The organism is Streptomyces sp. NRRL F-2580 (assembly GCF_000720115.1).
In the GTDB taxonomy this organism is placed as follows: Bacteria; Actinomycetota; Actinomycetes; order Streptomycetales; family Streptomycetaceae; genus Streptomyces.
In genome coordinates, this window is the sequence record NZ_JOIR01000022.1 from 90,998 (window position 1) to 117,547 (window position 26,550).

Genomic DNA, 26,550 nt, shown 5'->3' on the forward strand with positions numbered 1-26,550 from the left:
GTCCTCCGCCCCGGGAAGGGAAAAGGGGCCCGGCTCCCGAGTGGTCTCGGGAGAGCCGGGCCCGTGTCATGCGCGGCCGATCGCCGCCGTTCTCACCAAGGGCTCCGCACCCTGACGCCGAGTGCCCGGACGCGGTCCTGGGCCTGCGGGTCGAGCTTCAGCAGCAGGTCCTCGCCGACGACTCCGTCGCGCCGCCAGATGGTGCAGAGGGTCTCCAGACCCGCTTCGGCGACCTCCGGCTCCGCGTCGGCCGAGGTCTGCACCAGGGCCTCGACGACCGGCCTGCCCTGCAGTCCCGCGACCGCCCGTGCCATCCGGGCCCGCTGCTCCGCGGGAACGACCGGGTCGCCGAGCGAGCGCAGCACATCCGCCGTGTCACGGGCGTCCTGGCAGGGCAGCACCCACACCAGGTACACGAGCTGCGCGCCGAGCACGATCAGGTACTGCAGTGGCACGAGGAGGGCCACGGGCAGCAGCAGGACCAAGGGCAGCACGATCAGCCAGCCGCCCCGGATCCGCGAGGGACCGCCGGTCGGCGGCTCGAACCGCCGACCGGCCAGCAGGACGAGTACGAACATGGTCACGACCGTCAGGAGCGGCACCACGATCAGCCCCGCTCCCAGCCCCGCGCCGAACGACGCCCAGAAGGGATCGTCGCCCAGAACGGGCAGCACGAGAGCCGCGGCCACCCAGCCGAGAGCGGCGGTCATGACGTAGTGCTGTAGGCAGACCCACAGCCATCTTCCCGTACTCACGGCAGCTTCCTCATCTCAGCAGCTTTTCATACAGGTGCCATTAACCCACGTCTGGTTGTCACGGTCCTTGCAAAAGAGGCCGTCGAGACCGTCGGGGCATCGCAGCCGCTGGTGTGGGCCATGCTGTCGTGGGCGATCCACCGCGGCTTCTGGTGCTTCTGGTACTGCACGACTTCCATGTCCGGATACGCGTTGCCCGCGCGGCTCCCGGACACGGGATCCTTGGTGGGCGTGACGTCCAGCCAGTTGTCGACCGATCCGACCCACATGACCGGCTGCACGCCGTGCATGCTCACCTTCAGGGACTCCGAGGTGGAGTCGTGGTCCTGGAGGACGTTCTTGCCGTTGAGCGTCCGGAAGGCGCTGTGGTCGAACAGGATGGGGAGGCCACGTCCACTTCCACAGGGGCGCCGCCTGTCGTACGACGAGATGGTGCGCTTGCCCGGCATGGTGTAGGACGGCGCCACGTTGAAGACGGCCTCGCCGGAAGCCGTGTCCCACCAGAGGACCATCCGGTAGGCGGCGTTCGGGTCGTCGGTCGGACCGCGGGCGTCACACAGCAGCACGGGGAACTTCGGGATCACCGACATGGCGTCGTACGGGGCACCCCGGAGGCAAGCCGCGGTGCCCCAGGGGATCGGGGGCGTCGCCTCCTCCACCCACACGGTAGAGACCCGACCACGCTGCCAGGACTCCGCTCGCTGTCACGCTCACCGGCGGCGACCGCCACGACGTCACACAACCCCTGCCCCTGCTGGACGCGACCCGGACGATCCGGGGGCTTCGGGGGCGGCCCCGCCGCAAACCTCGGCGTCTGTACGCAGACCGAAGCTACGACTTCGACAAGTACCGCCGCCTGCTGTGGAGACGTGGCATCAAGCCGGTGATCGCCCGACGCGGTGTCGCCCACGGTTCCGGGCTGGGCAAGGTGCGATGGGTGGTCGAGCGCGCCTTCGCCTCCACGGGATCAGTAGCGGAGGCGAGCCAACCCACAACCCACAACTTCCATGGTCCTTCCTCGCCCAGACCGGCCTGAGCATCCACCCACCACACCCACCGAACTTACGAGAGATCAGTAGTGCCGTATCAAGCAACGTTCGCCCTGTTCACCACCTCGCGTAGCCGGACCGGGGCGGCACGTCACAGGACGCCACCAAACTTCCTGTCTCACAGGTCCGCTCGGATCGCAGTGCCGCTCTGGGCTATCCCGATGCTTCGCCGGGCGTCGGGATGACGCCGAGCTGCTGAAGGAAGCCGAGGAGATTCTTGTCCGACCACTTCTCGGCGAGCTTGCCGTTCTCGATGCGGTGAATCACCGTCGCGGTCATCGTGATCGGCCTGCCGGTGGCAGGGATGCCCGGGAGGTCCTTCTCGTGCACTCCCCGGGCCGTCAGCCGGGTCACGACTTTGTCGCCCTCCGCGATCTGGTCCTCGATCTCGTGGGTTCCGGGTGTGGCCTCCCAGAACAGACGGAACACCTGCTTGAGTCCCTCGCGACCAGGTCCGAACCCCGGAAACGGCGGCGGGGCGTGGTCCTGGTAGTCCTCGGCCACGAGCTCGTCCATGGCATCCATGTTGCCCGCGTCGATCTCCTGGTAGAAGCGGCGGACCAGCCTCTTGTTCTCCTCAGTGGACACAGGACCCCTCTGCACGTTCATTCGCATTCGCCGGAGCGGACGCACTGCCCAAACCATCACAAGTTGTCTCCCCTGGTCACAACCACGGCACGCGGGCCACGGTGGACGTTCACTCAGTCGCCGGGGAAAACTCGAGATCCGCATCACAGGAGGAGCGCGGTGTTGTTCATGGACACTTTGGCTCGGTGGGCGAGGGTGCGGGTGTCGATGCCGTCGGCTGAGCCGATCAGGAGCAGCAGGTCCCTTGCGCGCTGGGTGGTCTGCCATTGGATGGGTGCCTGGGTGGGGGTTTGGCGGTGGCGTGCCATGTCGGTCAGGAGTGCCGGGCGCAGGCGTTCGCGGACCACCACGGCTCGGCGGTCTCGCCCTCGGCGTTTTCAGGCCGTGGTTGAGCGGGGCGCGGCCGGTGCGGGGGTGGCGACGTCGGGGCGCAGATCGTGCGCAGGTCGACGGTCTTGGGTGTTCTGATGCCCGCCGGTGTGCGGGCGCGCTGGCCACTCAGGTACGGGTGAAGGTGCGCAGGTCTTCGTTGAGGCGGTCCGCATGGGTCGCGAAGAGTCCGTGGCCCGCGTTCTCGTACACGTGGAGCGTCGCACCCGGGATCAGGGCGGCTGTACGGCGGCCTGTGAGGTCGAGCGGGGCGGAAGCGTCGGCGGAGCCGTGCACGACGAGGACCGGGCAGTCGATTTTCGCCATTTCCGGTGCGAGGTTCAGTGAGGGCAGGAGGTCGTTGAGGGCCGTCGCGGCCCTTGCCGTCGCTCCCTGGCAGAGGTCCACCATGTGCGCCACGTACGCGTCCGACACCGTGGGGCCCGGAAGATGGCGGGCGAAGAAGGCGTCCGCCCCTTCGGTGAAGAACTTCGCCCGGTCCTGGCGGAAGGTCTCGTTGAACGCGCGGATGAGCTCCGGATCCAGCCCCTGGGTGTGATCGGAGGATCGGGCCGGCCCCGGCGCCACTCCGCTGACGAGGACCGCCCGGGCCACCCGCTCACCCCCGCCGAGGGTCAGGTAGCGGACGACCTCGACCGTGCCGAAAGAGTGTCCGGCCAGCGTGACGTCGTGCAGGTCCAGCTGGTCTAGCAGGGCGCCCACATCCCGGGCGAGGGTGTCGAGGTCGAAGCCGTCCCAGACGTCCTCGGACCTGCCGTGTCCCCTGCGGTCGAGCCCTACGCACCGGAAACCTTCGGCCGCCAGCGGCAGCATCTGGTACTCCCACATCTCGGTACTCAAGTAGGAACTGTTGACGAAGACGATGACGGGGCCGCTCACCGGACCGTAGTCGACGAAGTGCAGGTGGGTGTTATCGGTCGTGGACTCGAAGTACGGCATGACAAGGTCCCTTGTGAAGCGGTTGTGGGGCGTGGCACCATCCTCGCCCGGCGCCCCATGCCGGGCCATTACCTCCAAGGTCAGGGCCGGCGGCCGGCGTCGGCGGACCGGCCATAAGGATGGTTCAGATGCCCGCGAGGAACGCGCGGACCGCGGTGGCGAAGCCCTCGGGGTCGGCCTGCTGGACGAAGTGGTCGGTGTCCAGGGAGCGGTAGACCGTGCCGGGGCGCCTGGAGCACATGGCCTGTGCCTGCTCTGCGGGCAGGACCTGGCTGCGCAGCCCGTGGATCAGGAGCGCGGGGCAGTCGGTGGCGAGCCACTGCTTCCAGTGGTCGCCGTGGACGAGGTTTTCGGAGTCGACGGTGTCCTGGGGGTGGAAAGGCAGCCGCCAGCCGGCGCCTGCGGGCAGCGGGCGCAGCACGGGGCCCAGAACGGCGGCGAGGGGTCCGCAGGCGGCGGCCAGTTCCTCGCGGGTGGCAGCGGTGTAGGGGAAGTTGAGCACGAAGGCGAGGGGGCTGGTTCCGCGGTCGGGGAGGTCGACGGCGGTGTCGACGCTGATCAAGGCCTCGACCAGTTCCGGGCGCTCGGCGGCCAGGTGGAGGGCGTTGATCGCGCCGAGGGAGTGGCCGAGGAAGACCGCCCGGTCGATGCAGAGGTGGTCGAGGAGGGCGAGGAGGTCGGCGAGGTAGCCGTCGCGCGTGTATGCGGGGGCGCGCTCGGAGTCGCCGTGGCCACGCTGGTCGGGGGCGATCACCCGCCACTCGGGGCCGAGGGCGTCGGCCATGGCGGTGAAGGACGCGCCTTCGGAGAGGTGGCCGTGCAGGGCGACGAGGGGGCGGCCTGTTCCGCCGAAGTCCAAGTAGGAGAGGGTGCGGCGGCCGTCGACGGTCAGGGTGCCGCGGATGGGCTGGACAGACATGGCGGTTGTACTCCCTCGGTTCGAGGTGGGGGCTGGCGGTCTTGCCGAGGTGAACTATACAAGCGTATAATTCATTTGTTCAATACACTCGTATAAATCCCTGCGGACCGGAGCCCTGGGGCTGCGGCGCGCTCAGCGCACAACCCAGACGCGAGCGGTCGGGCAGCGTGCCGCCGCACGTCGAAGCCGCCCGGCGCCCAGCCGGCGACGATCACCACGGACCGGCGACACGAGCAGCGCCGACCGCGAGGGCAGTCGCGTGCTACGTGGGATTGCCGTTCATCGCCACCATGCCGAGCCGGGCACCCACGGTGGACGCGTACGCGGCCGGGGCCCCGCGCGCAGCGCGGCCTCGATGACGGGCGGGTGGTCGAGGCAAAGGGGCCGGCGCAGTTGATGACCGCCGCCGTTCCCGCCAGAGCCCGGTCCAACGAAAGCGGGTCCTCGACCGACGCTGCCCGGGCTTCCAGCCCGTGCTCGTACGCCAGCTCCTCCAAAGCCTGCGCGTTGCGCCCCGACGACACAGGGACGAAGCCGCGCGTGGCCAGTTCTGCGACCACGAACCGCCCCGTGTGACCGTACGCCGCCGAACACCGCCACCAACTGACCTGACCTCATGAGACTGCCCCCGCGCACTCGAACGCCCGCTGCGATGTCGATCCGCTGCGGCCTGACACCCCCATCCTGTCTTTGAGGCAGCACCAGCCCGAGCGTCGGAAACGACACGCCACGTACAGTTTCGGACATGCCCACTGTCGCGCTGGCCGTCACCGACGGCATGCTCCACTACGAACTGTCCGTGGCGATCGAGATCTTCGGGGCCGACCTGACCCACATCGTGGACCCTTGGTATGACTTCTCCCTCTGCGGGAACGGCGCGGTGCGCGTCGACCGCTTCCGCCTCGAACCCGACCACGGACTCGACCACCTCGCACGAGCGGACACGGTGATCGTCCCCGGCTGGGCCGACACGGATCGCCAACCGCCCTGCGAACTGGTTGAGGCGGTGCGCGCCGCTCACGCGGCCGGTGCCCGCGTGGCCTCACTGTGCACGGGCGCCTTCGTCTTGGGCGCGGCAGGACTGCTCGACGGCAGGCGCGCCACCACGCACTGGGCCCACACGGGGGAATTGGCGCGGCGCCACCCGGCCGCCACCGTCGACCCGGACGTCCTGTACGTCGATAACGGCGACGTCCTCACCTCCGCCGGCAAGGCCGCCGCCATGGACCTGTGCCTGCACCTGGTCCGCCTCGACCACGGTTCGGCAAACGCCAACAAGATCGCCCGACGTCTGGTCATCCCACCCCACCGCGACGGTGGCCAAGCCCAATTCATAGCCACCCCCCTCCCCACCCCGGGCAACCACCCCCTGAGTGAACTCTTCCCTTGGGTGTTGGAGCGACTGGACCGACCGCTCACCGTGGAGGACTTGGCCCGCCAGGCACGCATGAGCTCGCGCCACCTCGGCCGGCACTTCAAACACCTCACCGGCACCACGCCGCTGCAGTGGCTCCACACCCAGCGCATCCGCCATGCCCAGGAACTCCTGGAGACCACCAACGCCACCATCGACACCATCGCCGTGGCCACCGGTATGGGCACCTCCACCACCCTGCGCCGACACTTCCACCGCAGCGTCGGGGTCCCGCCCGACACCTACCGCCGCACCTTCCGCTCCCACACCCACACCCAGACCCACCCCGGCCCCGGACCCGGACCCGACAACGGCAGATGACACCGCCCGGCCCGGGGCAACGGGAGCACCAAGCCGCCACGGCGGCCCCGACGTTCTCGGTTTGGCCGCCTACTCCTTGGCCGCGATGAGGACTGGAATCCCGGCGCGGACTTCTTGGACCGCCGCCCTCGCGGGGCCCGGCGCGCCGTCGCCAGCATGGATCGTCCGCCGCTACTGGCGGTCCGTTTTCGGCACCCGCTCCAGCCAGATCCCGGCGGTCGTCGTGCCCGACCTGCGGGCCGTGCTGTCGGCGGCCGCCGACGCGGTGGCCGAGCTCCTCACCGCGATCGCCCGCCGCCAGCGCTTCATGATCATCATGGGCCGGTTCCACCGGCCCCCACACCGTCAGCAACAGGCCCCCGGACCCGGGTTCACCCGCCCGAGCCGCCCGTTCACCGGCGAAACGCCACTGCACACCAACCCCGTCCCGTCAGCCGGCGGCCGCGGTCGGGCCTTCGCCGAACCGGGGTGCGTCCTGCACGCCCACGTCCAGGCGCAGGCGCTGGAACCGGAGTGGGTGGCGATAAACGTCGCCGTGATCGATGGCGCGGTCGGCGCTGACCTCGGAGACCAGGCCCGGGTGGACGAGGGTGGTGTCGAGGACGTCGCGGCTCCCCCACGTCGCCGAGAAGCGCACCCCCTCCCACGGGTGTCCGGGGGCGGCCGGGGTGGGGTGCTCGGCAACCTGCCGGGCCACGGCCGGGCGCAGCGGCACCGTGCGGCCGATCGCGCGCAGTCGGTTGTTCTGGTCGTGGCGGCCCAGGACGAGGAGCTGTGGGCGGGTCAGGGTGCCGGTGATCGCGCCGACGATCGTCTCAGTGGCGTCCCGCCTTTTGATCTTGGTCCAGTCGCGGTATCCGGGCAGGTAGCGCTGGGACATGCTCTTGATCAGGATCCCTTGTGCACACCCGGTCACTGACCGCTGTGCACATCGCGGTCACTGTCTTCCGGCCGACGCACACGGCTGACCAAATCACGGTATGCCCGTGCTGCCGGGGGCGCTCGGAGCCGTTCCTCAGCCGTGTTTCACGCCCCGCCGAATGCTCCCGGACCTCAGGCCCGCATCATCGTTTCTTCCCTGTCAGCCCTGTGACCTGCACGGAAAGGACGTCGGGTCGAAAGAGTGACGTGGTGTGGATTCGCTGGTAGCGGGATCTGAGCCTCGCAATCATAGGTTCCGCTTTCGCCTGAAAGCGGCGGCCTCACGGGCGGCGCAGCCCGGCCGCACCACGAGAGGGAGGAGCTGGATTCATGTCCATGCCCGTTGTGAGCATCTGGGACAACGCCATGCCTGGCGCTCAGCCTGCGTACCCGAGGACTTCCGCGTGGGACGCCACGTGGCCACTCGATGGAGGAACCGCCTGGGTGTTCTACAGCACGCCGGGCCAGAGCCGGGTCAGGAAGCCGGTGATCCTCTCCGACGGCTTCTCCGCCGGGAAGAGCGATCCCGACGCCCTGTGGAACGCCCTGGAGAACGGCGAGTACCCGTTCGTCTCCTCGCTGCGGGAGGCCGGCTTCGACCTCGTTCTCCTCGGCTTCGAGGAGCGGTCCGCGTCCATCATCGACAACGCCGACGTGGCCATCCAGTGCATCGAGAAGGCGATCGACGACCGCGAAGGGACCGCCAAGCTGACGGTCGGCGGTTTCAGTATGGGTGGGCTGGTCACGCGTTACGCCCTCGCGAAGATGCAGCACGACGGTGGCGACCACCAGACCTCGACCTATCTCTCCTACGACACCCCTCACCGCGGCGCCTGGCTGCCCATCGCGGTACAGGCGTTCGCGCACTGGGTGAAGGACAACTGGGGCTCGATCCCGGGGTTCGGCGAACTCCTCGGCAGCTTCTCCGTGCTGGTCAACAGCCCGGCCGCCCGAGAACTGCTGCGCTGGCACATCGGTACCGTCGGCGCCGAGGCCCGCCAGGACCAGGCCCGCATCGACTTCCTCACCGAACTCGAACGGGTCGGCGGCTGGCCCGAGGGCGTACGCCTGCTCGGTGTCGGAAACGGGACGGGCACCGGCGCCGGAAACAACATCCCGGCCGGCGTGACGGCGATGCTCACCACCGGTCAGGAGCTGACGGACACCCGTCTGGACACGCAGAACACGGGAGAACAGATCGTCGCCGTCCTGAAGAAGGCCGGAGCCGCCGAGATCCAGATCACCACCAGCGGCCTGCCCGACATCGACGGCGCTCCCGGCGGCCTGTTCCCCGAAGCGCACAACCTCCCGGGCCACCCCGGAAACTTCGGAACCGCCGCCTTCCTGGCCGGGCTTCTCGAAGGTCAGCCGGCCGAACTCACCTACAACACAAGCACGTTCGTCCCGAGCGTCAGCGCAGTGGCGGCTGGCGACATCGACGACCACGACACGCTTTACAGCAAGATCGACCCCGCAGACAGCGAACTCGACGCCTTCATGTGCGCCAGTGACAACGAGGGACACACACTGATGACCGAGGAACTCGGCGAGTGGATCCTGACCAAGCTCCAGGACGAATAACCCACTGCCACGACGATGACCGGCTCCCGGCCACGGCACGACCGAGGGGACCCGGGATCCGGTCACCGAGCCGTCCGGCCGCCGTCACAGCCACGCGGCCGTGCGCACCAGTCCGGTGCGGGCCGCTCGGCGTACGGGCGCGCGAGGAGCTCCTGGCCGTTCTGCTGCAAGAGGTCGAAGGCGAGGAAGCAGGCCAAGGCCACTTTGGCGGCGAGGCCGACGGCGCCGCGGGCGCGGGTGGCGGCTCGGCGCTGCAACGCCTCGAAAGACAACCGGCTTGCCTGGGCGTGCCAGACGACCAGTTCGCCATCGAGGACCAGGCCGTGCGGCAACTGCGTCTCGGCGGCCGCCCCAGGTCCGGCCACCGGTCCTGGACCAGTGCCCCGCGGTGGGTCTGCACCAGCACCGTGCCGCCCGGCCCGGCCGCGGTGAACAGCAGCCGCCCGATGACCGTCCAGCTTCTGCTCGTACGCCACCCCTGCCCGCAGCGCCGCCGGGCCCGGCACCGACTCTGCGGCCTGCGCCGGAGTAGCCACAGCGGCAGCAGGGCCGGCCGCGACGGCCGACAGCCGCCGGGCCCGGTACGGCAGCGAGGGTACCGGCCGGCGCCCCGTGGCGCGACGGACACAGCTCCGCCCCGGCACAGGGGCAACACTTTGCACCAGGGCGAGATGGGCTGGCCCAGGGTTGGGTGCGGGCCGCGTGGTCGCGGCGGTCAGGTCGGCGGACAAGGCTGACTTCGTGCGTGGGTGCGGTGCCGACGAGGTGGTGATCTATTCACAGGACTCCTGGGGCGACCCGGTAGACCTGGTCCTCGACGGAGTCGGCGGCGATCTGGTGCAGCGGGGCGTGGACGCCCTCTCGCCCCACGGCAGGCTCGTGGCGTTCAGCGCGGGCGGCGGCACCGTGGACGCCGGCAGCTCCGCGACGGCGCCTGCTGCGACCATGGCGGCCGCGCAGAGAGTGAGGAAGATGATCATGAGCCGCATGCGACGTTCCGGTCTTGACGTCATGTTCTGGCACGCTTTTCGGTCTTCCCCACCCTCAACGCTTCTTTGGACTGCGCGGGCTGGCGGTCAGCCGCCGACGTGGATGCCGGGGCGGCGCTCGGGATCAGGTTCGTGGCTGCGGATGATCTCACGGGTGACCGGTGCGGTGTCGCCGCGGCCGAGAAGGAAGTAGCGGACCATGTGGACCAGCGGGCTTCCTTCGGCCCAGGCGAAGTAGCAGTGCGGCTGGACCTTGGTGGCGTTGCGCAGGGCGAGCAGGATGGCGGCGATGGCGTTCGGTGCGGCCGGAGCGTCGGCGCGCAGGATGCGGTAGCCGTCGACTTCAACGCCGTGGACGGTGAGGGTGTCGCTGAAGTCGGAGGGGTCGACCACGTCGATTTCCAGGAAGAGCACGTCGGCTTGGCCTGGTACCGGGTTGACGCCGCGTTGTTCTCGTTCCTTTGCGCTGTACTCGGCGAAGTCGCCGGCCTGGCGGCGGTTGGCGATGATGTTGATGGCGTTGTCGTGGGCGAGGGTGTCGTCGATGAACCGGCGGGCGTCATCGTCGAAGACGATGCGGTCGGCGCGCAGTTCCGTGGTGCGTGAGACACGGGAGATCAGTGATACGAGGATGATCCCGGCGATGAAGAAGGCGGAGATGAGCAGGCCGTCGGGCTTGTCGATGACGTTGGCGGCCAAGGCGTAGAGCAGGACCGCGGTGAGCAGGGCGAAGCCGACGGTGGTGGCGCGGCGGCGGTGGCGGGCGACGGAGACGGTGACGGCGAAGGCGCCGGAGACCATCATGGCCAGGATGCCGGTGGCGTAGGCGCCGGCCTGCTCGTCGACATCGGCGTTGAAGACGATGGTGATCAGGATGCACAGGCCGGTGTAGACGATCACGACGGGGCGTACGGCGCGTCCCCATTCGGGGGCCATGCCGTAGTCGGGCAGGTAGCGGGGGACGATGTTGACCAGGCCGGCCATGGCGGAGGCGCCTGCGAACCAGAGGATGAGGATGGTGCTGATGTCGTAGACGGTGCCGAACACCTCCCCGACGTGCTCATGCGCCAGGTATGCCAGAGCGCGGCCGTTGGCCGCTCCTCCCGGTTCGAATTCCTCGTGCGGGATGAGGAGGGTGGTAACGAAGCTTGCCGAGAGCAGGTAGACGCTCATCACGAGGGCTGCGGTGGTCAGCAGGCGGCGGGTGTTGCGGATCCGGGCGCGCAGCCGCTGCTCGGGATCGACGCCTTCGGCGGCGACGAGTGGCATCATGCTCACGCCGGTCTCGAAGCCCGACAGGCCCAATACCAGCAGGGGGAAGGCCAGGAGGGCCGGGCCGAGGAGGTCGCCGATGCCGGCGCCCCCGCCGACCAGGGCGTCCGTCCAAGCCGACCATGCGCCGGGGGTGGTGAACACGTGGACCAAGCCCACCGCGATGACGACCGCGTTCAGTGTGAGGAAGATGGCGACCAGGGGGATGGCCACGCTGACGGCTTCGCTGAACCCCAGCAGGAACACCCCGCCCAGGATCAGGAGCAGTGCCACCGTCAAGGCGACCTCGTGGCCGTGCAGCACGGCGGGGAAAAACGGGTTTTCCACGACGTGGACGGAGGCGTCCGCGGTGGACAGGGTGATGGTGATGATCCATGAGGTGGCGACGAAGCCGAGCAGGACCAGCACGAACAGCTTGCCCCACCAAAACGGCAGCAGGTCCTCCAGCATGGCCACCGAACCGGCGCCGTGCGGGCTCTCCTTCGCCACCCGCCGGTACATCGGCAGCATGCCCAGCAGGGTCAGCGCCACGATTATCAGCGTCGCCAGAGGCGAGACCGCCCCGGCGGCGAGGGCCGCGATCGCGGGGACGTAGGCGAGGCTGGAGAAGTAGTCGACGCCGGTCAGGCACATCACCTTCCACCACGCGTGCGGCTCGGCATGCCCCTCACCGGCCGCCGGCCCCACCGGCTGCACCCGGTGGCGCAGCATCCACTGCGCCACCTTGCCCGTGGGCTGCTCCCGCAGCGCGGGACTGTCGACCACCTCCGGCATGACCGGCTCATTCGCGTCCTTCATAGCCCCCATCAACCCTTCCCGGCCTGCGCGGCGTGTGTGCACGACGGCCACTGGTTCAGGGCCTCGCGACGATCTTCGAGTATGGGCCTGCCGTCGGCGCGCATCCGCACCGAACCATTCGGCTCCCCTGACCCGCTCTGCCCGTCTGCCCCGCTCACTCCACACCATCCGGTGTGCCGATCCTGACCTCAACAACCCCAGCACAGCAGGCAGGGCACAGTCAGGGAACCCGCTCGCCAGCCTCCGGGGTCCGCAGGACAGGCGGAACCTCCTGACGAATTCCCACCGCCAACTTTTACGCATCCCTAACGCCCGGCACCGCGCGCGTCGCGCTTCGGCTGCATCTGGGGTACGGCCGAGGGAAGACCAGGCCACGGAGCCAGACCTCGGCAACGACCCCCCAGCCCGTCGACTCCCTGATGCGGCAGGCCGACGCAGTCCGAATCGGGCCGCCAGGGCTGGTGGGTCACCTTCGGCGAGGTCCCGTACGCCGTCTACGTCGGCCTGGAGAGCGAGACCCCCGCGGCCTGCTCCTACGAGCCGCTGGTGGTCCCCGGTCTGCTGCAGACGCCTGCCTACGCGGCCGCGGTCATCGCGGAAACGATCCCTCTGGCCACGGCTGAACAGGCCGCCGCGCGCCTTGAGGTGCGGCTGCGTCGGCAGAACCGGGTCCACCACCCGGCCCGGTCCTTCCGCCTCCGGGCGGTGCTGGACGAATCGGCACTGCGCCGGGCGGTCGGCAGCCCCGCCATCATGCGTGAACAGCTGGAGCACCTGAACCATCTCGGAGCGCAGCCGCACGTGACCGTGCAGGTCCTCCCGCACAAGGTCGGAGCCCATGCGGGCGTCTCGGGGCAGTTCTCCGTCCTCCGCTTCGCGGACGCCTCGGGCGGGGGGACGGTGTGTCTGGAACGGTCCACCAGCGGCCTCTATCTGGAGAAACGATCCGACGTGCAGCATTACGGCGTCATGTATGAGCACCTGCAGGCTCGGGCGCTGAACCGGACGACAGCCGCTGGTTCATCACCCACGCCGCCGAGGTCTACGCCGCGGTGCGCTGACTGCCCGCCGTGCTCCTCCTCGTCGCCGACGTGCTCTACCTCGCGGGCCACTCCGCGTGGCGCACACCCACCGCCCGGCCCGCTGAAGCGCCCGGCCCCAGTGGGTCCGGCCGCCGCCTGGGCGGGTGCGGCCGTCCGGGTGGCTGCTGTGGCGTATGGCGTAGTCCCGCGCTGCCGATGGCGCCGCAGCGGGCAGGGATGGCGAAGCCATTGCCCCTGATGTGAGGAGACCGTCGATGCTGGAGCGCACCCGGCGTAAGAACCGGACCGAGATCACGTTCGTCCTGCCCGCCGGTCATCCGGCCGGTGAGGTCAGTGTGGTCGGCGACTTCAACGACTGGCGGCCCGGCGCCCACCCGATGGCCGAGCGCCCCGACGGCACCCGCGCGGTCACGGTCACCCTCCCGGTGAACCAGCGCCACGGGTTCCGCTACCTCGCGAACGGCGGGCACTGGCTCGACGAGGAGGAGGCGGACGGCCACGACGGCCGCAACAGCCTCCTGCACACCTGACCCGCCGTATGAGCGCGGCCGGCTCTACTCGAGAAGGAGACCCACCAACGTGACCGACATGTGGAGCTACAACCCGGAGTCCCACTACACGCCCGGCACCAGCCTGGTCGGCTTCAAGGTCGAGGCCAGTGACGGGCACATCGGCAAGGTCGACGAGGCCACCGAAGAGGTCGGCTCCTCCTACCTCGTCGTTGACACCGGGCCCTGGATCTTCGGCAAGGAAGTCCTGCTGCCCGCCGGCACCGTCGTGCGTGTCGACGCGAAGGAGAAGACGGTCAGCGTCAGCCTCACCAAGGACCAGATCAAGGACTCGCCCGAGTACGACAAGGAGAAGCACCGCGGCAACGCCGCCTACCGCGACCAGCTCGGCCAGTACTACGGGCGCGCCCGCATCTGAGCCCAGCACGGCTGCGGCTCCCCACCAAGCACGGGGGCCGCAGCCGAAGGGGTCTGACGAAGCCGGCGTGCGCGGACATCGGGGCACGATCGGTCATTCGCGTGATCTGGCGGGACCCCTGTTGTTGATGGCGGCGACAGGCGCGCCGCCCACGTCCCCCCACGGACGGCGCGTGACGGCCCCTGCCCCGCCCCCCGGTGTCAGGGGCCGTCGTCACTGCCTCGCGCTCTGGGCAGCCCGGCGCGGCTGCGGTCTGCTGTGGCGGTGAGCTGCGAAAACGAGGGCACGAAAGCCCGGCCGGGCGCAGGAGCGGGGATCCCCGCTCAGGGCAGGGAGAGGGTGGAGCAGATCGTGGGCGCGGTCCGTGACGGTGATGACGAGCGGATCCGTTGCCTGCTGGTAGTGCTGGCCGAGGTCGCGGACGCGGCGGCCCTGTTGTACCTGCGCGAGCGGCTCAACGCCGAGCGGCTGGGCTGACCGCCGGGCAGGGTGGCTGCCGGAGCGGCCGGCCCAACCACGGAGCCGCTCCGGCAGCCCCCGGGAAGCGCTCCGATACGGGGGCTCGCTCCCCGGGTGTGATGCCCGGCTCGGGACGGGCACCACGCGGGTGGGTCAGGGTTGGGGCCGGGGGCAGCGGCGGGCGAGGATGGCCCATTCCTCGTCGTGCCGGCCCGGGACGCGTCGTCCTGCGTTCAGCCACTCCTGGACGAGGGCGGCGTAGATCGGCTCCCAGTCGGGGGGAACCATTTCTCCGCCTCTTCGCTGTCCGCCGATGACCGGGGCGAGCCGCATCGTCGTCGTGGTCATATCCAGTTCAACGCGCAGCCCCCCGGCCGGTTACCCGGTTCCTTGCCCGGATTCGTTCAGGGCAGTGCGGGCGGTCTCGGAGTCCAGGAGCAGGCAGAACTCCTCGAACGCGATACGCATGACGTCCTCGATGCTTGCCGGCTCTGCCTGCGTGGCCCGGTTGGCGGCAAGGTGCGCGGCACCGCACGCCAGGACCTGCTCCCGGCTGCCGTCGTCGAGGCCGTCGTCGGCCAGTGCCGCCAGGACTTCACGCCAGAGAGCCACCGCCGCTCCCCTCCGCCGGTTGCGGCGCCAGGCCGGCGGTGGGCGCCCGCGCCGGTGGCGTCCAGGACGCTGGCGACGATGGGCTGAGGCAGGCCGCTGAGGGAAACCGGTTCCGGTGCGAGCCGCTTCGGCCTTCACCCACAGCAGGGCGCCGAGGCCGGAGCAGTCGCAGAACGACACCCCACTGATCTCGATGCGCAGCCGGGCGGGCCGGTTGTCGAGGCAGCTGCGGACCGCGTCGCGGACGGCGGGCACGGTCTCCAGATCTAGTTCACGCACGCGATGGACAAGACCCTGGCGGCCCGCCAGGACAGTGGTCCGGGTGTAGGGGCGGGCGGCTCGCCGAGGAGTAGGGATCACGCCCGGCCCCCGCGGGCCTGCTGTTCCAAGGCAGCGCATCGGCTCCGGCCGTCTCAGGCCGCGGCCGGAGGGTTCGCCGATCCGGCGGCGCGGCGGTGCTCGGCGTTGATGCGCTGCGCTTCTTCGAGCTGGTCTTCGAGGATGACGATGCGGCAGGCGGCCTCGATGGGGGTGCCCTGGTCGACGAGCTCCCGGGCGCGGGCTGCGATGCGCAGTTGGTAGCGGGAGTAGCGGCGGTGGCCGCCCGCCGAGCGCAGCGGAGTGATGAGGCGGGCCTCCCCGATGGCGCGCAGGAAGCCCTGGGTGGTGCCGAGGATCTCGGCGGCCCGGCCCATGGTGTAGGCGGGGTAATCGTCGTCATCAAGACGGCCGAGCGTGTCGTCTGCTGTCATCACACCTCTCTGTGGAACGCGTGGAGGGGCCCTGGCGCCAATGGCACCAGGGCCCCGAAGGAACTGCTACACCATCTGCCGGCCCTGTTACTGCGCCGGCCTTCTGTTTCCGCAGACCCGACCGATACGCCGTCGGGGGTGCGGGGATCGCGGATGCGTGACCGGAGACCACCTCACTATCGATGTCCTGCGGTACCCGGACTCAGACTTCCGCCCGGGCGATCCTGATGGCGCTCGGCTCCTCCGTTCTTCCCTCTGGATCAATCACTTACCAAACGGGAACTGCGCACTGCTGATACTGCGAACTGCTGGTGGCCTCACCCAGCGCCACTCTTCGGCAGCCAGCCCCGTCGCCCATCCTGCGTCTGCTCTGGCTTGGAACCCCACTGCCGAACTTCCCGGTGCGCGCGCCCGCAGCCGACGCCTTCACCGAGGTACTGCTCACTGACTTCACTGCTGGTACTGCCACTGCGCTTACTACGGGTACTGCTACTGCGTTAACTGCGGTACTGCTCGCGGCGGCCCCTGATCACTGCGGGCCACCCGGTCCGGTCACCAGTCCCGTCGCCGTCCTGCAACAACCCTGGCTTCGAAACTCCGTCACCGCACCGTCCTGCGAACTGCAACTGCGTGTACTGCCGCCCGGCAGTTCGTCTCTGCCAGGCCCTGCGGTCCTTCTTAGTTACGTGAGACAGGCCCTGCGGTCCTTCTTAGTTACGTGAGAAACCATAACCAGGCGGATGCCTAATGTCTACTCCAACCAACATAGATTTCCGCGTGTTCGACAGTGAGGTAATCGACCTCGAACGACGACGGGGCGAGGAGCGGCTCCACCCCGGTGCGGCCACAGCCCTACGGCAGGTGGCACCGCGTCTGGCTCGGCACTGCAGCCGCCGCAGGCTTCGCGCGTGATCATTCGAACAGCGTCGGAGGCCCTGCCGCTGCCGGGTTAGCCGGTCGCCGGGCGGGCACAAGCCGGGCAGACAGGACCGGGCATTGACGATCCAGAGACCAGGGTGACCTGATGGACACGATGAGCGTCAACGTCGCAACCGTCCGCTCAGCGACATCCGTCGCCGGCGCACGCGAGAGCGCTCGGGCTTTCCTCGACCGCCTCGTACACCCGATCGCGGCCGAGGCCGCCGACACCGTGGTCCTGGTCGTCTCGGAGCTCGTCACCAATGCCCTGCGCCACGGAGGCGGCACCTGCACCTTGGACCTGACCGCGCGGCCGGACAGCATCGAGGTGACCGTCCACGACCGCAGTCCGCGGGCCCCGCGCATGCGCACCCCCGACCTGAACGGCGGCACCGGAGGCTTCGGCTGGCCCATGGTCAACCGCCTCGCCCGCGCCACCGCGGTCACCCGCCGCGCGGCCGGCGGCAAGACCGTCAGCGCCCTCCTCGCCCGGTAACGCCGAAGGCCGCTGCGGACGTGGGGGTACCGGATCGCCACCAAGCTGCACCGTCGCCTCAACCAACAGCGCGCTGCAGCGGGGCCGAGCCACGGTGGCCGAGCGGTACGCCACGGCCTTCTCCCGCTACGACGTGGAGGAGCTGAACATGCTCCTCCACGTCGACGCCACGTTGTGCCTGCCCCCGTACGCGAGGGACCAGCGGTTAGCGGTTCACTGGATCGGAAGCCAGGCGTGTCGTCACCGCTGTCAGCCACAGCAGGCCAAGGCCAGCTCCGGCTGTGAAGGCCAGGACGGAGGCGGCGGAGGCCGCGAAGCCGGCGAGGACGGCGACGGGGACGAGACGCGAGGCCACGGCCCACCTGCGGTGGCCCCGGGCGGCGAGCGAGCCGGCGAGCACGACGAAGGCGGCACACAGAGCGAGGTAGCCGACCATGCCGGCGGCCATGTGGACGACACCGTGGCCGCTCATCACGGTCGCGTCGGGCGCTCCGGTGGGAAAGCCCGCTCCGGCGTCGGCCGGGAAGGCCGCCGCGGCCCAGAAAGAGGCACCGAAGACACCGGTCAGGACCGGCCCCCAGGTGCCGCCGGGGGTCCCACCCAGCACCCGGCGCAGACCGACCGCACCCGTAACCAGCAGGGTGCCGACGAGCAGGAAGTTCACCGTCTGAACCCAGCCAGCCTCGCCGAGCGCAAGCTGGCTGAGGGCGTTCCGGCTGAAATCGAAGCCGTCACGGGCGGCTCCCTGCGCGATTCCGGCCACGAGGAACACCGGACCGGCCGCGATGCCGCCAGCCAGCCACCGACGTACCGCCGCGCGGGACGCGGGCGCTACGGGAGCGACATGTTGGGATGCACTGCGCGTGGGGGTCATGAACGAGCCTTCCTCAAGTTGCGTTGTCGCTCATCCGACCGACCGAGACCAGCAAAGTCATCGCTCTGATTAATGTGTGCTGGATCACGGTCTCCTGGCGGTACTCACGGAACGTGCGTAGCTCCGCTACCTCGCAGGCCACCCAGCCCACTCACCCGGCCAACTGTCGGCTGGACATGGCTGGCCCCGCACGCTCAGCTCCGCCTCGCCCGCCCCCTCACGCGTGATCTCCGCCGCCCGTGGGAGAGGCCGGCGGAACCGAACAGACTCACCCCTGCCCGGGTCCGCCGCGGGTTCAGAAACCTGCGCGCGAAGGCCGGCACGCCGGCCGGTGCGCCCAGGAGGCCGTCCCCCGCCCCGGGGACCTCAGGGCCGGCGTCCGGCCCAGGCCACCAGCCTGTCGATGGCCGGGGCCTCGGGTCCCACGGCCACCACCTCTGCGAAGGGGATCCGCCCGCCGCGGGTTTCGGCCGGCAGCGCGCGGCGTACGACACCGATCACACGCTCGATGAGGGCCGGGTCCCAGTCCGGGGCCTGTCCGGTCGCCCTGGCCAGGTCCCAGGTGTGCACCGTGAGTTCGTGGGTGTAGACGGCCGCGGCGGCCGCGCCCGGCAGGACGCCCATCGGCAGGCGCAGCTGCCGGCCGAGGATGCCCGGATCCGCCCACACCTCGGCGACCTCACGGGCACCCGGCGCCCAGGCCGCCGCCCATGCGCCGTCGGCGATCTCGTCGGCGAAGGACGGGACGCTGAACGGGTCCTCGCCGCGCCCGATCACCGCGATCCGGCGCACGACGGCGACGAGGTGGCTCGACAGCCGCCGTACATCGAACTCCTCGCAGGGGGTCGGGGCGTCGTACTGCTCGGGCCGGACGGCGGCCAGCGTACGGCCCGCCAGCTCGACGGCCGCGGCGAGGTCGGTCCGCGGATCGAAGGAGAAGGGGGCGGCGACGGTACCGGTGGAGTCGGAGGGGGTCTCGATGAGCTGTTCGGTCTTGTTCATGGGTTCATCCTGTAAGCAAAAGTGGCCACCTTCTGGCCTGTTTTCCGAAGAGAATGAAAGGCGACGACGCGCCACCCACGAAGGAGGAAAAGGGCACATGAGAGCCGACCGGCTGGTGGCGACCCTGCTCTTCCTCCAAGAACGCGGCCGCGTCACCGTCCCCGAAGTGGCCGCCGAACTGGAGGTGTCCGAGCGCACCGCGCGCCGAGATCTGGAGGCCTTGGCTGCGGCAGGCATCCCCGTCTACTCGCAACGCGGCCGCGGCGGCGGCTGGTCCCTCGTCGGCGGGGCCCGTACCAACCTCACCGGGCTGACCGCCGACGAGACCCGGGCGCTCTTCCTCGTCACCGGCCCCCTGTCGGCCACCCCCGAACTGCGCACCACCCTGCGCAAGCTGGTCCGGGCCCTGCCGCCGACCATGCGGGCGCAGGCCCAAGCCGCGACTCGCGCGGGGGTCGTCGACGCCACGGACTGGTCCCGCAACGCCCTCACCGCCGATGCCGCCCACCGCTCCGCGCTCCAGGGCGCCGTCGTGGACGGGATCCGCGTCCACCTCGGGTACGCGGGCGTCGGCAAACCAGCCGGCGAACGCACCGTCGACCCCCTCGGGCTCGTGACCAAGGCGGGCGTGGATTACCTTGTCGCCGGTACGGACAAGGGCCTGCGCACCTTCCGGCTCAGCCGGGTCACCTCCGTTGAGCCGACAGGCGAACCGGTGGCCCGGCCGCCCGACTTCGACCTCGCCACGGCTTGGCAGACGCTGTCCGGAGCCTTTCAGGACGGCATGTACGCGGTGACCGCCCGGGCCCGCGTCCACCCCGACACGCTGGCCCTGCTGCAACGGTTCCTCGGCGGCCGCGTGCGCGTCGGCGATCCGCTGCCCGACGGCTGGACCGAGGTGTGGGTCGACGGCCCGGCCGCCAAGGCCCTGGCAGGACATCTGGCCGGGCTGGGAGCGCGGGTCGAGGTACTGGAGCCGCCGGAGGTACGGCAGTGGCTGGCCCGGATCGCCGCCGAACTCACGGGGATGTACGCGGAGCACGAACCGAACGCACCGCACGGCCAGTAGCCGATGGCGAACCGGAACCGCTTTCGGGATGCCCAACGCGCCCGATCTCGACGACCAGGGCCACTGCGTAGTCCTCGTCCACGCACTGCTCACCTACGGCCTGGCGGCGGCCCGCCTGTGCGACCACGCAACGCCGACCTGCTCACCCGCATCGCCCACCCCGTCGTCTCCCCCGACACCCCTGAACTCCTGGCGAACCCGGGCCTCGACGACGGGTGGTGGGCAAGAGCTGCGCAGCGCGCTGGACGTCCTGGCCGCGGTGCCCACGGAGCGGGAGGCGGTCCGCATGCTGTGGATGCGTCGCTCATTCCCACTCTGCCTCGGACCGCGTCCTCCGAGTCCGCTGGCGCTGTCAGCTGCGGGTGGGACTCCCGCCGTCACAGTCGCCGACCGATTCACAAGGCTTCCCGCGAGCGGGGTGCTGTCGCTGGCATGCTGGTTTAGGTGATCTTCTTTGCCCGCAACTTGTTGTAGCGGGACTCCCTCATACGCAGCGCGGACGGAGCGATCTCGGGGACCCCGGCGTCAATACGAGCCAAGGGAATGAAGTGCAGGTCGGCGAGCGGACCCAGCAGCCCGAGAGCTGCCAACGTTGTGGTCATGGCCGACTGGCCACAGTTTGACGCTGACGGTGGAGGCTCTCAAGCTGGTAAAGAAGCCGGTGGAGGGAGCCGTCATCGTGAGCGGTGGGCAGAGTGAGCTTCCCCGGCTTCTGACCGCAGCGGAGACGGCGGCGCCGGTGGAGGCCGTAGACGTGATCGCGGAGGACCTGCGGCGGCGTTTCGGGGCCAGGAAGGTCTCCTTCCTCATCGTGGACCTGACGGGGAAAGCAGTGGCGCGGCTGTACACGGCCGGTGCCGCGGAGGGCCGCCGGGAGGCGGAGCGGATACCCACGCTCGGCAGCGCTTACGAGGAAGTGATCCGCACCCAGCGGCTGTATCAGGAAGCGACCGATCAGGGACAGCGTGTGATCGCGCCTGTCACCAATCGAGGGGACGCGATCGGGCTGCTGGAACTCCTCCTGCCGACCGCTCCCAGCGAGGACATCCTTGGCGCGGTCGGGGAAGCCGCCCACATCCTGGCCTACATCGTGATCGCCAACGGACGCTTCACCGACCTCTACACGTGGGGCAAACGCTCCATCCCCCCTACCCTGGCGGCAGAGATCCAGTACCAGCTGCTGCCCCCGTCACTGTCGTGCGAGGCGGCACAGTTCACACTGTGCGGGAACCTGGAGCCTTCCGAAAACCTCAGCGGCGACACCTTCGACTACAGCCTGGACCGCGACGCCCTGCACCTGTCGGTGACCGATCCTATGGGCCACGACATCGACGCCGCCCTGACCGCCACGGTCCTGGTGAGCGCCCTGCGCGGCGCCCGCCGCGCAGGAGCCGGCCTGGCCGATCAGGCCCACCGAGCCGATCAGGCACTCGCCGCCCACGGTCACGGTCACGCCACCGGCCAGCTGCTGCGCATCAACCTCCACAGCGGACAGGCCCAACTCGTCAACGCCGGACACCCCTGGCCACTACGCATGCGCGAGGGGGCTGCGGAGACGATCCCCTGCAAGGTGGACCATCCCTTCGGGCTGTCCCTGTCCCTCACGTCCCACCCCTACCGCGTTCAGGACATCGATCTGCGCCCCGGTGACCGCCTGCTCATGCTCACCGACGGCATGCTCGAACGTCATGGAGAAAAAGTCGACCTGCCGGACCTGTTGGAGCACACTCGGGACCTGCACCCGCGGGAGGCCGCGCTGACGCTGACGTCCGCAGTCCGGGATGCCGCCGACGGCCGGCTCGAGGACGACGCCACCGTGATGTGCCTGGACTGGCACGGCCCCCAGGAGACCCAGCGGCACGTCAGCTCCGGTGCGGACACTCAGCAGGCATCGCCCGGCGGAGTGAAGCAGAAGCCGTGGCCCAGGGGCTCTCCGGCGGTGCCAGACGGCCTGTGAGTGGCCCTGGCGCCTTGCTTTGCCCCGGATACGATACGTGGGTACTGGCGCTTCCCATGCCGTGACGGGCCGTCCGAGGGCTGCCCGGATGAGACATCACGACGTGTCTGGTGAACTGTCGAACTTCTGCTCAAACGCAAGATCACGCAGCAGACCGGGGCCCGGAACCGACTCCGCAGCCTGCGCCAGCATCGGCTCACCCGGCGGCCGCAACACCACCCCGGGTCCTTCCTTCGCCTCGCACCGGCCCCAGGGATACCGGCCCGATGGAGACCGCCGTAAGGCGCACGCTCCCGGGTGTCCTATGACACCGCGACCTTGATCGATTGCCACCGAAGCGGGACCGGCGCTGATCAAGGCTCGGGGGGCCTCGACCAGCGCGAGGCCATGCTCACCGACCGCGACATCGTCGTGAAGGTCCTGGGAGCGGGCAAGGACCCCGCCCGGGTCAAGGCTGGCGCCCTCGCCCAGGGTGAGGCCGTCACCACCGGCGCCGACGACGACGCAGCCGAGATCCTGCGCACGATGGGCGAGCACCAGGTACGGCGCCTGCCCGTCATCAACGGGCACCGCCTGGTCGGCATCGTCGCCTCGGCGGACGCCGCCCACGCTCTGCCCGACCAGCAGGTCGGCGATCTCCTCCAGGCCCTATCCGTCGACCGACCGGCCGCATAGGCCAGCGCAGGCGGGAGTGACCTTTTCGGGGAGGACGGCGTTATGGGTTGGCCGGAGCGGCGCACCCGTCCCGGGCCGTTCGCTCCGGCGCCGCCCCTGCGGACGCCGGTGGCCGGGCGCCGGTGGGCCCGCTGGCGCTTCGCACCCGCGCGAGGAGCCTCCCGTGGCTGCACGCTGTCGCGGTCTAAGGGGCCAGCCGCCCGAAGGCCGGGGCGCGGCCCCCGTAGCGGCTCTGCCGGCCAAGGCCGCACCCTTCCGAGTGCGTTCTCGGGACTGCGGTAGGGGCAGCGCCCGACGCCCTCGGCGAGCATCCGGCGGGCTTCCTCACGGCCGAGGGGCTTGCCACCGCTCGTCGCCCAGTCCCCGGCGCGGACGCGAAGCGCCTTCGGCCCGGACCCGGTCCGCATGGATTCGAGCTTCCAGTCCGGCGGTGGGGGCGGGAGCCGGCGGGCCGCCTCGGCGGCCAGGTTTGCTTCCAGCTCGCTGATCGCCCGATCGGCCAGCTTCTGCTGCCAGCCCAGCCACGCCCGTACAGCCCGCCAGCCGGGCCTCCAGCTCGCTAGGGAGCCGTCTTCCTCGGGCCTCTCTTGAAGGTGGTCTCGTGTGGGGCGGGAGTCATCCCGTGAGGGCAAGGTTGTGCAGTCCGGCGATGCCGAGCATCGCGGCATGAACGCCGTCGCCCTTCAGACGGCAGTCGCGAAGGATCTTCCAGGTCTTCATCCGCGCGAAGACGTGCTCGACGCGGGCCGGACCTTGCGGTGGGATGTGTTGTACTCCTCCTTCCATGCAGGCAGTTCGGTCTGACCGCGTTCGCGACGGTGCGGGATGACCAGGCCGGTGCCCCGGACCCATGACCACGCGTCAGCCGTCGTCGTCCGCGGTCCGGACCTTGCATCGGCCAGACGGCGCAGCAACCCCAGCGCGCGCACCGAGACGTCTGGCTCCTTCCTGGCTCTTCACCAAGTCCACGGAGACGACGCACGGCTGCTCCGCGACCGCACGCTGTGGAACTGCCGGGGTCGACAACCCGCGCTCTTCATCTCGCAGTCGTCCAGCCTGAACCACTCGACAGGCCGCGTAGGTGCTTCCCCGCGCACGTGCGGCAGATGCCCTGCCCCTTCCGCCACGGCGTTCGGGCAGGGAGCACAGTCATTCCCGGCCGGACAGATGGCACGGTGCGCCTTCCCGCATCCCAGCCAGGCGGTCTCCCCCAGCGTGGCACCCAACTCACCCGATCCGGAACGAAACGCGGCGTACGCCTCTTCGGAACGGGGGTGCAGCACCGAACCCTCTCGATCGTGAGCGTGCGGGCATTCCGGTGGCAGGGGCGGGGTACGACAACCCGGGGCGGCCTGCGGGTCGCGGCCCGACTGCTGGGCGGGGCGCGCGCACTGACGACTCCTCACGGGTCGTGACGGAGGGAATTCGACAGGTAGTAATTAGGTGAATTCCTGACTGAATTCCCGTCAATAAGCCTCCGCATAGTATCTCGATTTGATAACAACCCGTCCCGAATGGCCTGGACCATTGCCGCGCGACGCGCGTAACTCACCTTGTTTTATTGCTAATTGACTGTTCGTCAAATCAGGTGAACAGGTAACGGAATGATTTCTCGAAGCACGCTCCCGTTTGTCCGAATTCTCCGCGGCATTCGTCTGGCAGGCTTCCGCGCACCCAGTCTTTCGACAATGATTTGAGGTGCCCATGACAGGACGACGCAGACGTCGCGCCGCCGCCGACCACCGCCGCAAACCGCGGAGGTTGATACTCATCACCGCCGCCACGGCAACGGCGGCGGTGATAGCCGCAGGCATCGCCTACTCCGGACTCGGCGACGGCGCCCAGGCGGTGTCGCCCGTTCAGGCCGCGGAGGCCGCCGCACCGGCCGCCGCGCCCGCCCGGGACCAGGAGCCCGAGCCGATCGCCGCCGCGCCCGCCAACGAGAACGAGCGCGGCATGATCTACGACGGCCTCCAGGCCGCGCCGAAGGGCGACCGGTGCGTCGGTGTCTACCGCACCGACACCGGCCTGTGTACCCACGGCCCCGACGCCCCGCCCAAGGGCGTCGACATCACGAAGGACATCGCCCCGGCCGTCAAGGAGACCGCTCCGGCGGCGGATCCCTCCCGCCCCGCCGCCGAAGACCCTGCCTCCAAGGAAGGTGGCGGGCGTCCTCAGGACGCGCCCGCCGCCGACGCCGCGGCGACCAAGGCGAAGGCACCCGAACCGGCCGCCGCCGGCGGTAGCCAGGCCGTCGCCGCGGGCCCCGCGGGCCAGACCGTCCAGTGCGACGGCGACGGCAGCACCGGCAACCGCGTGCAGGTCGTGTACGTCCACGCCCCCGGCAACGACCGCTACTCCGAGTACGTCGCCTCGTTCCGCAAGTGGGCGGCCGACGCCGACCTCATCTACTCGGCGAGCGCCCAGGAGACCGGCGGCGTACGCCACATCCGTTACGTCACGGCCGCGGACTGCACCCCCACGGTGCTCAACATCGAGCTCCCGGCCTCGGCACTGACCGAGTTCAGCGCGACCAACAACGCGCTCGCCGGCAAGGGCCTCGACCGCCGCGACCGCAAGTACATGATCTTCGCGGACACCCAGGTCTACTGCGGCATCGGCACCTTCGCGGGCGACGAGCGGCCCGGCCAGGCCAACCAGAGCAACTTCGGCCCGTCCTACGGCCGTACGGACTCCGGCTGCTGGGGCGGCCACACCGCCGCTCACGAGCTCGGGCACAACCTGGGCGCGGTCAACAACAGCGCCCCGAACACCAGCCGTGGCGCCCACTGCACCGACGAGTACGACGTCATGTGCTACTCGGACACCCCTTACTACCCGCAGATGCGCAACGTCTGCACCAACCAGGCGTCCGAGAACATCCTGGACTGCAACCACGACGACTACTTCCACACCAGCCCCAAGGCCGGAAGCTACCTGGCCACGCACTGGAACATCGCCGACAACCAGTTCCTGATGCGCACGAAGGGCGGTGACGGCACAGACCCGGGCCCGAACCCGAACCCGACGCCGACCAAGAAGCCGACGCCCACGCCGACGAAGAAGCCCGGCGGCGGCCCGGCCGCGACGGCGGCCCAGATCCAGTCCGACTCCGTCGTGGTGAGCTGGCCCAAGGTCGAGGGTGCCTCCTGGTACCAGGTCCTCCTGAACGGCAAGCACCTGACCTGGGTCCAGTCGCAGGCGCTGCGCATCTACAACCTGCAGCCCGACACGTCGTACTCGGTCACCGTCTCCGTCCGCGACAGCTCCGGGCGTGACAGCGGACCCGGCAAGGCCGCGTCCTTCAAGACGCCGGGAACGGGCGGCGGGGCGACCACCCCGGGCAGCAAGTACACGCTCGGCAACGGCAGCACCGGCATGGCGGCCGAGGTATGGGGCGGCCGCACCGCCGACGGCACGGTGCTCGTCGGCGGCCGCGCCAACGGGTACGCCCAGCAGCAGTGGTTCTTCGACGACGCCGGCAACGGCCAGGTCCGCATGCGGTCCGCGGTCTCCGGCAAGTGCCTGCAGCCGGGCGGCACGCCCGCCGCGGGCATGTGGGTCGCGCAGCAGCCCTGCGACAAGGGCAACGGCGCGCAGGCCTGGAAGCTGGCCTCCCGCGGTGGCGCGGTCACCGTCACCGACGCGAGCGGCGGCTTCGCCCTCACCGTCAGCAACCGCCCCTACTACGGGAACTGGCTGCTCGACCTCCAGCGTGCGGACGGCCGCGCGGCTCAGGCCTGGACCGTCCAGAAGGCCGGCTGAGCCCTGTCGCGACGCGACGCCACGGCTCCGCGGGCCCTCGCGGCCCCGCCGCCGTGACGCCCTGA

Annotated in this window: 28 protein-coding genes and 5 pseudogenes; 14 read left to right on the plus strand and 19 right to left on the minus strand. The window is 70.0% G+C overall.

The features are described from left to right. Nucleotides 1-92: 92 nt before the first annotated feature. On the minus strand, nt 93-755 hold the full coding sequence (locus IF88_RS0123910) for a hypothetical protein (RefSeq protein ID WP_158754528.1): 663 nt from the start codon (nt 753-755) through the stop codon (nt 93-95). A 26-nt stretch (nt 756-781) separates the two neighbouring features. Continuing rightward, the gene (locus IF88_RS0123915) at nt 782-1,345 is read right to left on the minus strand and encodes a hypothetical protein (protein ID WP_158754530.1); all 564 of its coding nucleotides are present in this window, start codon (nt 1,343-1,345) and stop codon (nt 782-784) included. Between the two features lie 104 nt (nt 1,346-1,449). Between IF88_RS0123915 and IF88_RS43925 the strand changes: the two are divergent. Next, nucleotides 1,450-1,713: pseudogene (locus IF88_RS43925) on the plus strand (transposase); the annotation flags it as partial. Nucleotides 1,714-1,957: 244 nt separating this feature from the next. On the opposite strand, the gene IF88_RS0123920 reads toward IF88_RS43925, so the two are convergent. The 5 genes and pseudogenes from IF88_RS0123920 to IF88_RS43935 all read right to left on the minus strand — a co-directional run. Further along, a complete protein-coding gene (locus IF88_RS0123920) occupies nt 1,958-2,392 on the minus strand; it encodes an ester cyclase (RefSeq protein WP_030716131.1) in 435 nt (144 codons plus the stop codon). Nucleotides 2,393-2,535: 143 nt separating this feature from the next. Beyond that, entirely contained in the window at nt 2,536-2,742 is a 207-nt protein-coding gene (locus IF88_RS0123925; protein WP_030716135.1) for a hypothetical protein, read from the minus strand. Nucleotides 2,743-2,890: 148 nt separating this feature from the next. Beyond that, the gene (locus IF88_RS0123930; protein ID WP_030716137.1) at nt 2,891-3,721 is read right to left on the minus strand and encodes an alpha/beta fold hydrolase; all 831 of its coding nucleotides are present in this window, start codon (nt 3,719-3,721) and stop codon (nt 2,891-2,893) included. Nucleotides 3,722-3,845: 124 nt separating this feature from the next. After that, nucleotides 3,846-4,640 carry an alpha/beta fold hydrolase gene (locus tag IF88_RS0123935; protein WP_030716140.1) on the minus strand — a complete coding sequence of 265 codons (795 nt, stop codon included), beginning with the start codon at nt 4,638-4,640 and terminating at the stop codon, nt 3,846-3,848. A 336-nt stretch (nt 4,641-4,976) separates the two neighbouring features. After that, nucleotides 4,977-5,258, minus strand: a pseudogene (locus IF88_RS43935) (NAD(P)H-binding protein); the annotation flags it as partial. Nucleotides 5,259-5,385: 127 nt separating this feature from the next. Between IF88_RS43935 and IF88_RS0123940 the strand changes: the two are divergent. After that, nucleotides 5,386-6,375, plus strand: coding sequence for a helix-turn-helix domain-containing protein (locus IF88_RS0123940; protein WP_037806822.1), 990 nt, complete (start codon nt 5,386-5,388; stop codon nt 6,373-6,375). A 171-nt stretch (nt 6,376-6,546) separates the two neighbouring features. Here the strand turns inward: IF88_RS0123940 and IF88_RS46650 are convergent, their stop codons facing one another. Then, nucleotides 6,547-6,693, minus strand: coding sequence for a hypothetical protein (locus tag IF88_RS46650; RefSeq protein WP_158754532.1), 147 nt, complete (start codon nt 6,691-6,693; stop codon nt 6,547-6,549). 112 nt (nt 6,694-6,805) lie between these two features. Then, on the minus strand, nt 6,806-7,255 hold the full coding sequence (locus IF88_RS0123950; protein WP_051837459.1) for a hypothetical protein: 450 nt from the start codon (nt 7,253-7,255) through the stop codon (nt 6,806-6,808). A gap of 485 nt (nt 7,256-7,740) precedes the next feature. Here IF88_RS0123950 and IF88_RS0123955 point away from each other — a divergent pair, with 485 nt between their 5' ends. After that, nucleotides 7,741-8,877, plus strand: a complete 1,137-nt coding sequence (locus tag IF88_RS0123955) for an esterase/lipase family protein (RefSeq protein ID WP_234323672.1) — start codon at nt 7,741-7,743, stop codon at nt 8,875-8,877. Between the two features lie 62 nt (nt 8,878-8,939). Here IF88_RS0123955 and IF88_RS48160 read toward each other — a convergent pair whose 3' ends face one another. Next, nucleotides 8,940-9,242, minus strand: a complete 303-nt coding sequence (locus IF88_RS48160) for a hypothetical protein (RefSeq protein ID WP_030716158.1) — start codon at nt 9,240-9,242, stop codon at nt 8,940-8,942. Between the two features lie 376 nt (nt 9,243-9,618). On the opposite strand from IF88_RS48160, the gene IF88_RS45625 reads away from it, so the two are divergent. Next, a complete protein-coding gene (locus IF88_RS45625) occupies nt 9,619-10,059 on the plus strand; it encodes a zinc-binding dehydrogenase (RefSeq protein WP_420711001.1) in 441 nt (146 codons plus the stop codon). Here the strand turns inward: IF88_RS45625 and IF88_RS0123970 are convergent. Beyond that, entirely contained in the window at nt 9,954-11,936 is a 1,983-nt protein-coding gene (locus IF88_RS0123970; RefSeq protein WP_030716164.1) for an APC family permease, read from the minus strand. The genes IF88_RS45625 and IF88_RS0123970 overlap by 106 nt on opposite strands. Nucleotides 11,937-12,482: 546 nt before the next feature. Between IF88_RS0123970 and IF88_RS48165 the strand changes: the two genes are divergently transcribed. From IF88_RS48165 to IF88_RS46655, 4 genes are all read left to right on the plus strand, one after another. Continuing rightward, entirely contained in the window at nt 12,483-13,217 is a 735-nt protein-coding gene (locus IF88_RS48165; RefSeq protein WP_324617209.1) for a DUF5753 domain-containing protein, read from the plus strand. 16 nt (nt 13,218-13,233) lie between these two features. Then, nucleotides 13,234-13,509, plus strand: coding sequence for an isoamylase early set domain-containing protein (locus tag IF88_RS0123975; RefSeq protein WP_030716167.1), 276 nt, complete (start codon nt 13,234-13,236; stop codon nt 13,507-13,509). A 58-nt stretch (nt 13,510-13,567) separates the two neighbouring features. After that, on the plus strand, nt 13,568-13,906 hold the full coding sequence (locus IF88_RS0123980; protein ID WP_199808127.1) for a PRC-barrel domain-containing protein: 339 nt from the start codon (nt 13,568-13,570) through the stop codon (nt 13,904-13,906). Between the two features lie 339 nt (nt 13,907-14,245). Next, nucleotides 14,246-14,383, plus strand: coding sequence for a hypothetical protein (locus IF88_RS46655; protein ID WP_158754534.1), 138 nt, complete (start codon nt 14,246-14,248; stop codon nt 14,381-14,383). A 135-nt stretch (nt 14,384-14,518) separates the two neighbouring features. Here the strand turns inward: IF88_RS46655 and IF88_RS46660 are convergent, their stop codons facing one another. The 3 genes from IF88_RS46660 to IF88_RS0124000 all read right to left on the minus strand — a co-directional run bounded on the left by IF88_RS46660 (nt 14,519) and on the right by IF88_RS0124000 (nt 15,729). Then, entirely contained in the window at nt 14,519-14,713 is a 195-nt protein-coding gene (locus IF88_RS46660) for a hypothetical protein (protein WP_158754536.1), read from the minus strand. Nucleotides 14,714-14,743: 30 nt separating this feature from the next. Continuing rightward, complete coding sequence (locus IF88_RS45630; protein WP_234323673.1) at nt 14,744-15,256, minus strand: STAS domain-containing protein; 513 nt, start codon at nt 15,254-15,256, stop codon at nt 14,744-14,746. A gap of 134 nt (nt 15,257-15,390) precedes the next feature. Further along, the gene (locus IF88_RS0124000) at nt 15,391-15,729 is read right to left on the minus strand and encodes a MerR family transcriptional regulator (protein WP_030716174.1); all 339 of its coding nucleotides are present in this window, start codon (nt 15,727-15,729) and stop codon (nt 15,391-15,393) included. Between the two features lie 1,024 nt (nt 15,730-16,753). On the opposite strand from IF88_RS0124000, the gene IF88_RS0124005 reads away from it, so the two are divergent. Continuing rightward, complete coding sequence (locus IF88_RS0124005) at nt 16,754-17,143, plus strand: ATP-binding protein (protein ID WP_030716176.1); 390 nt, start codon at nt 16,754-16,756, stop codon at nt 17,141-17,143. Between the two features lie 205 nt (nt 17,144-17,348). Here the strand turns inward: IF88_RS0124005 and IF88_RS0124010 are convergent, their stop codons facing one another. Further along, entirely contained in the window at nt 17,349-18,017 is a 669-nt protein-coding gene (locus IF88_RS0124010) for a DUF998 domain-containing protein (RefSeq protein WP_030716179.1), read from the minus strand. A 171-nt stretch (nt 18,018-18,188) separates the two neighbouring features. Here IF88_RS0124010 and IF88_RS49405 point away from each other — a divergent pair. Beyond that, nucleotides 18,189-18,380, plus strand: a pseudogene (locus IF88_RS49405) (transposase); the annotation flags it as partial. A gap of 3 nt (nt 18,381-18,383) precedes the next feature. Here IF88_RS49405 and IF88_RS0124020 read toward each other — a convergent pair. Beyond that, the gene (locus IF88_RS0124020; RefSeq protein WP_030716182.1) at nt 18,384-19,019 is read right to left on the minus strand and encodes a TIGR03086 family metal-binding protein; all 636 of its coding nucleotides are present in this window, start codon (nt 19,017-19,019) and stop codon (nt 18,384-18,386) included. A 97-nt stretch (nt 19,020-19,116) separates the two neighbouring features. On the opposite strand from IF88_RS0124020, the gene IF88_RS0124025 reads away from it, so the two are divergent. Continuing rightward, on the plus strand, nt 19,117-20,088 hold the full coding sequence (locus tag IF88_RS0124025) for a helix-turn-helix transcriptional regulator (RefSeq protein WP_030716187.1): 972 nt from the start codon (nt 19,117-19,119) through the stop codon (nt 20,086-20,088). Nucleotides 20,089-20,528: 440 nt separating this feature from the next. Here the strand turns inward: IF88_RS0124025 and IF88_RS46665 are convergent, their stop codons facing one another. After that, nucleotides 20,529-20,690, minus strand: coding sequence for a hypothetical protein (locus IF88_RS46665; protein ID WP_158754538.1), 162 nt, complete (start codon nt 20,688-20,690; stop codon nt 20,529-20,531). Nucleotides 20,691-20,767: 77 nt separating this feature from the next. Between IF88_RS46665 and IF88_RS0124040 the strand changes: the two genes are divergently transcribed. Both IF88_RS0124040 and IF88_RS0124045 read left to right on the plus strand, forming a co-directional pair. Then, on the plus strand, nt 20,768-22,045 hold the full coding sequence (locus IF88_RS0124040) for a PP2C family protein-serine/threonine phosphatase (RefSeq protein WP_107050620.1): 1,278 nt from the start codon (nt 20,768-20,770) through the stop codon (nt 22,043-22,045). Between the two features lie 297 nt (nt 22,046-22,342). Then, nucleotides 22,343-22,720 carry a CBS domain-containing protein gene (locus IF88_RS0124045; protein WP_420710999.1) on the plus strand — a complete coding sequence of 126 codons (378 nt, stop codon included), beginning with the start codon at nt 22,343-22,345 and terminating at the stop codon, nt 22,718-22,720. Nucleotides 22,721-22,986: 266 nt separating this feature from the next. Here the strand turns inward: IF88_RS0124045 and IF88_RS49625 are convergent. Beyond that, a pseudogene (locus IF88_RS49625) lies at nt 22,987-23,388 on the minus strand (DUF6233 domain-containing protein); the annotation flags it as partial. Next, a pseudogene (locus IF88_RS40745) lies at nt 23,336-23,565 on the minus strand (transposase family protein); the annotation flags it as partial. The pseudogenes IF88_RS40745 and IF88_RS49625, both read right to left, overlap by 53 nt. An 859-nt stretch (nt 23,566-24,424) precedes the next feature. Here IF88_RS40745 and IF88_RS0124055 point away from each other — a divergent pair. Continuing rightward, nucleotides 24,425-26,485, plus strand: a complete 2,061-nt coding sequence (locus IF88_RS0124055; protein WP_234323675.1) for an RICIN domain-containing protein — start codon at nt 24,425-24,427, stop codon at nt 26,483-26,485. Nucleotides 26,486-26,550 lie beyond the last annotated feature (65 nt).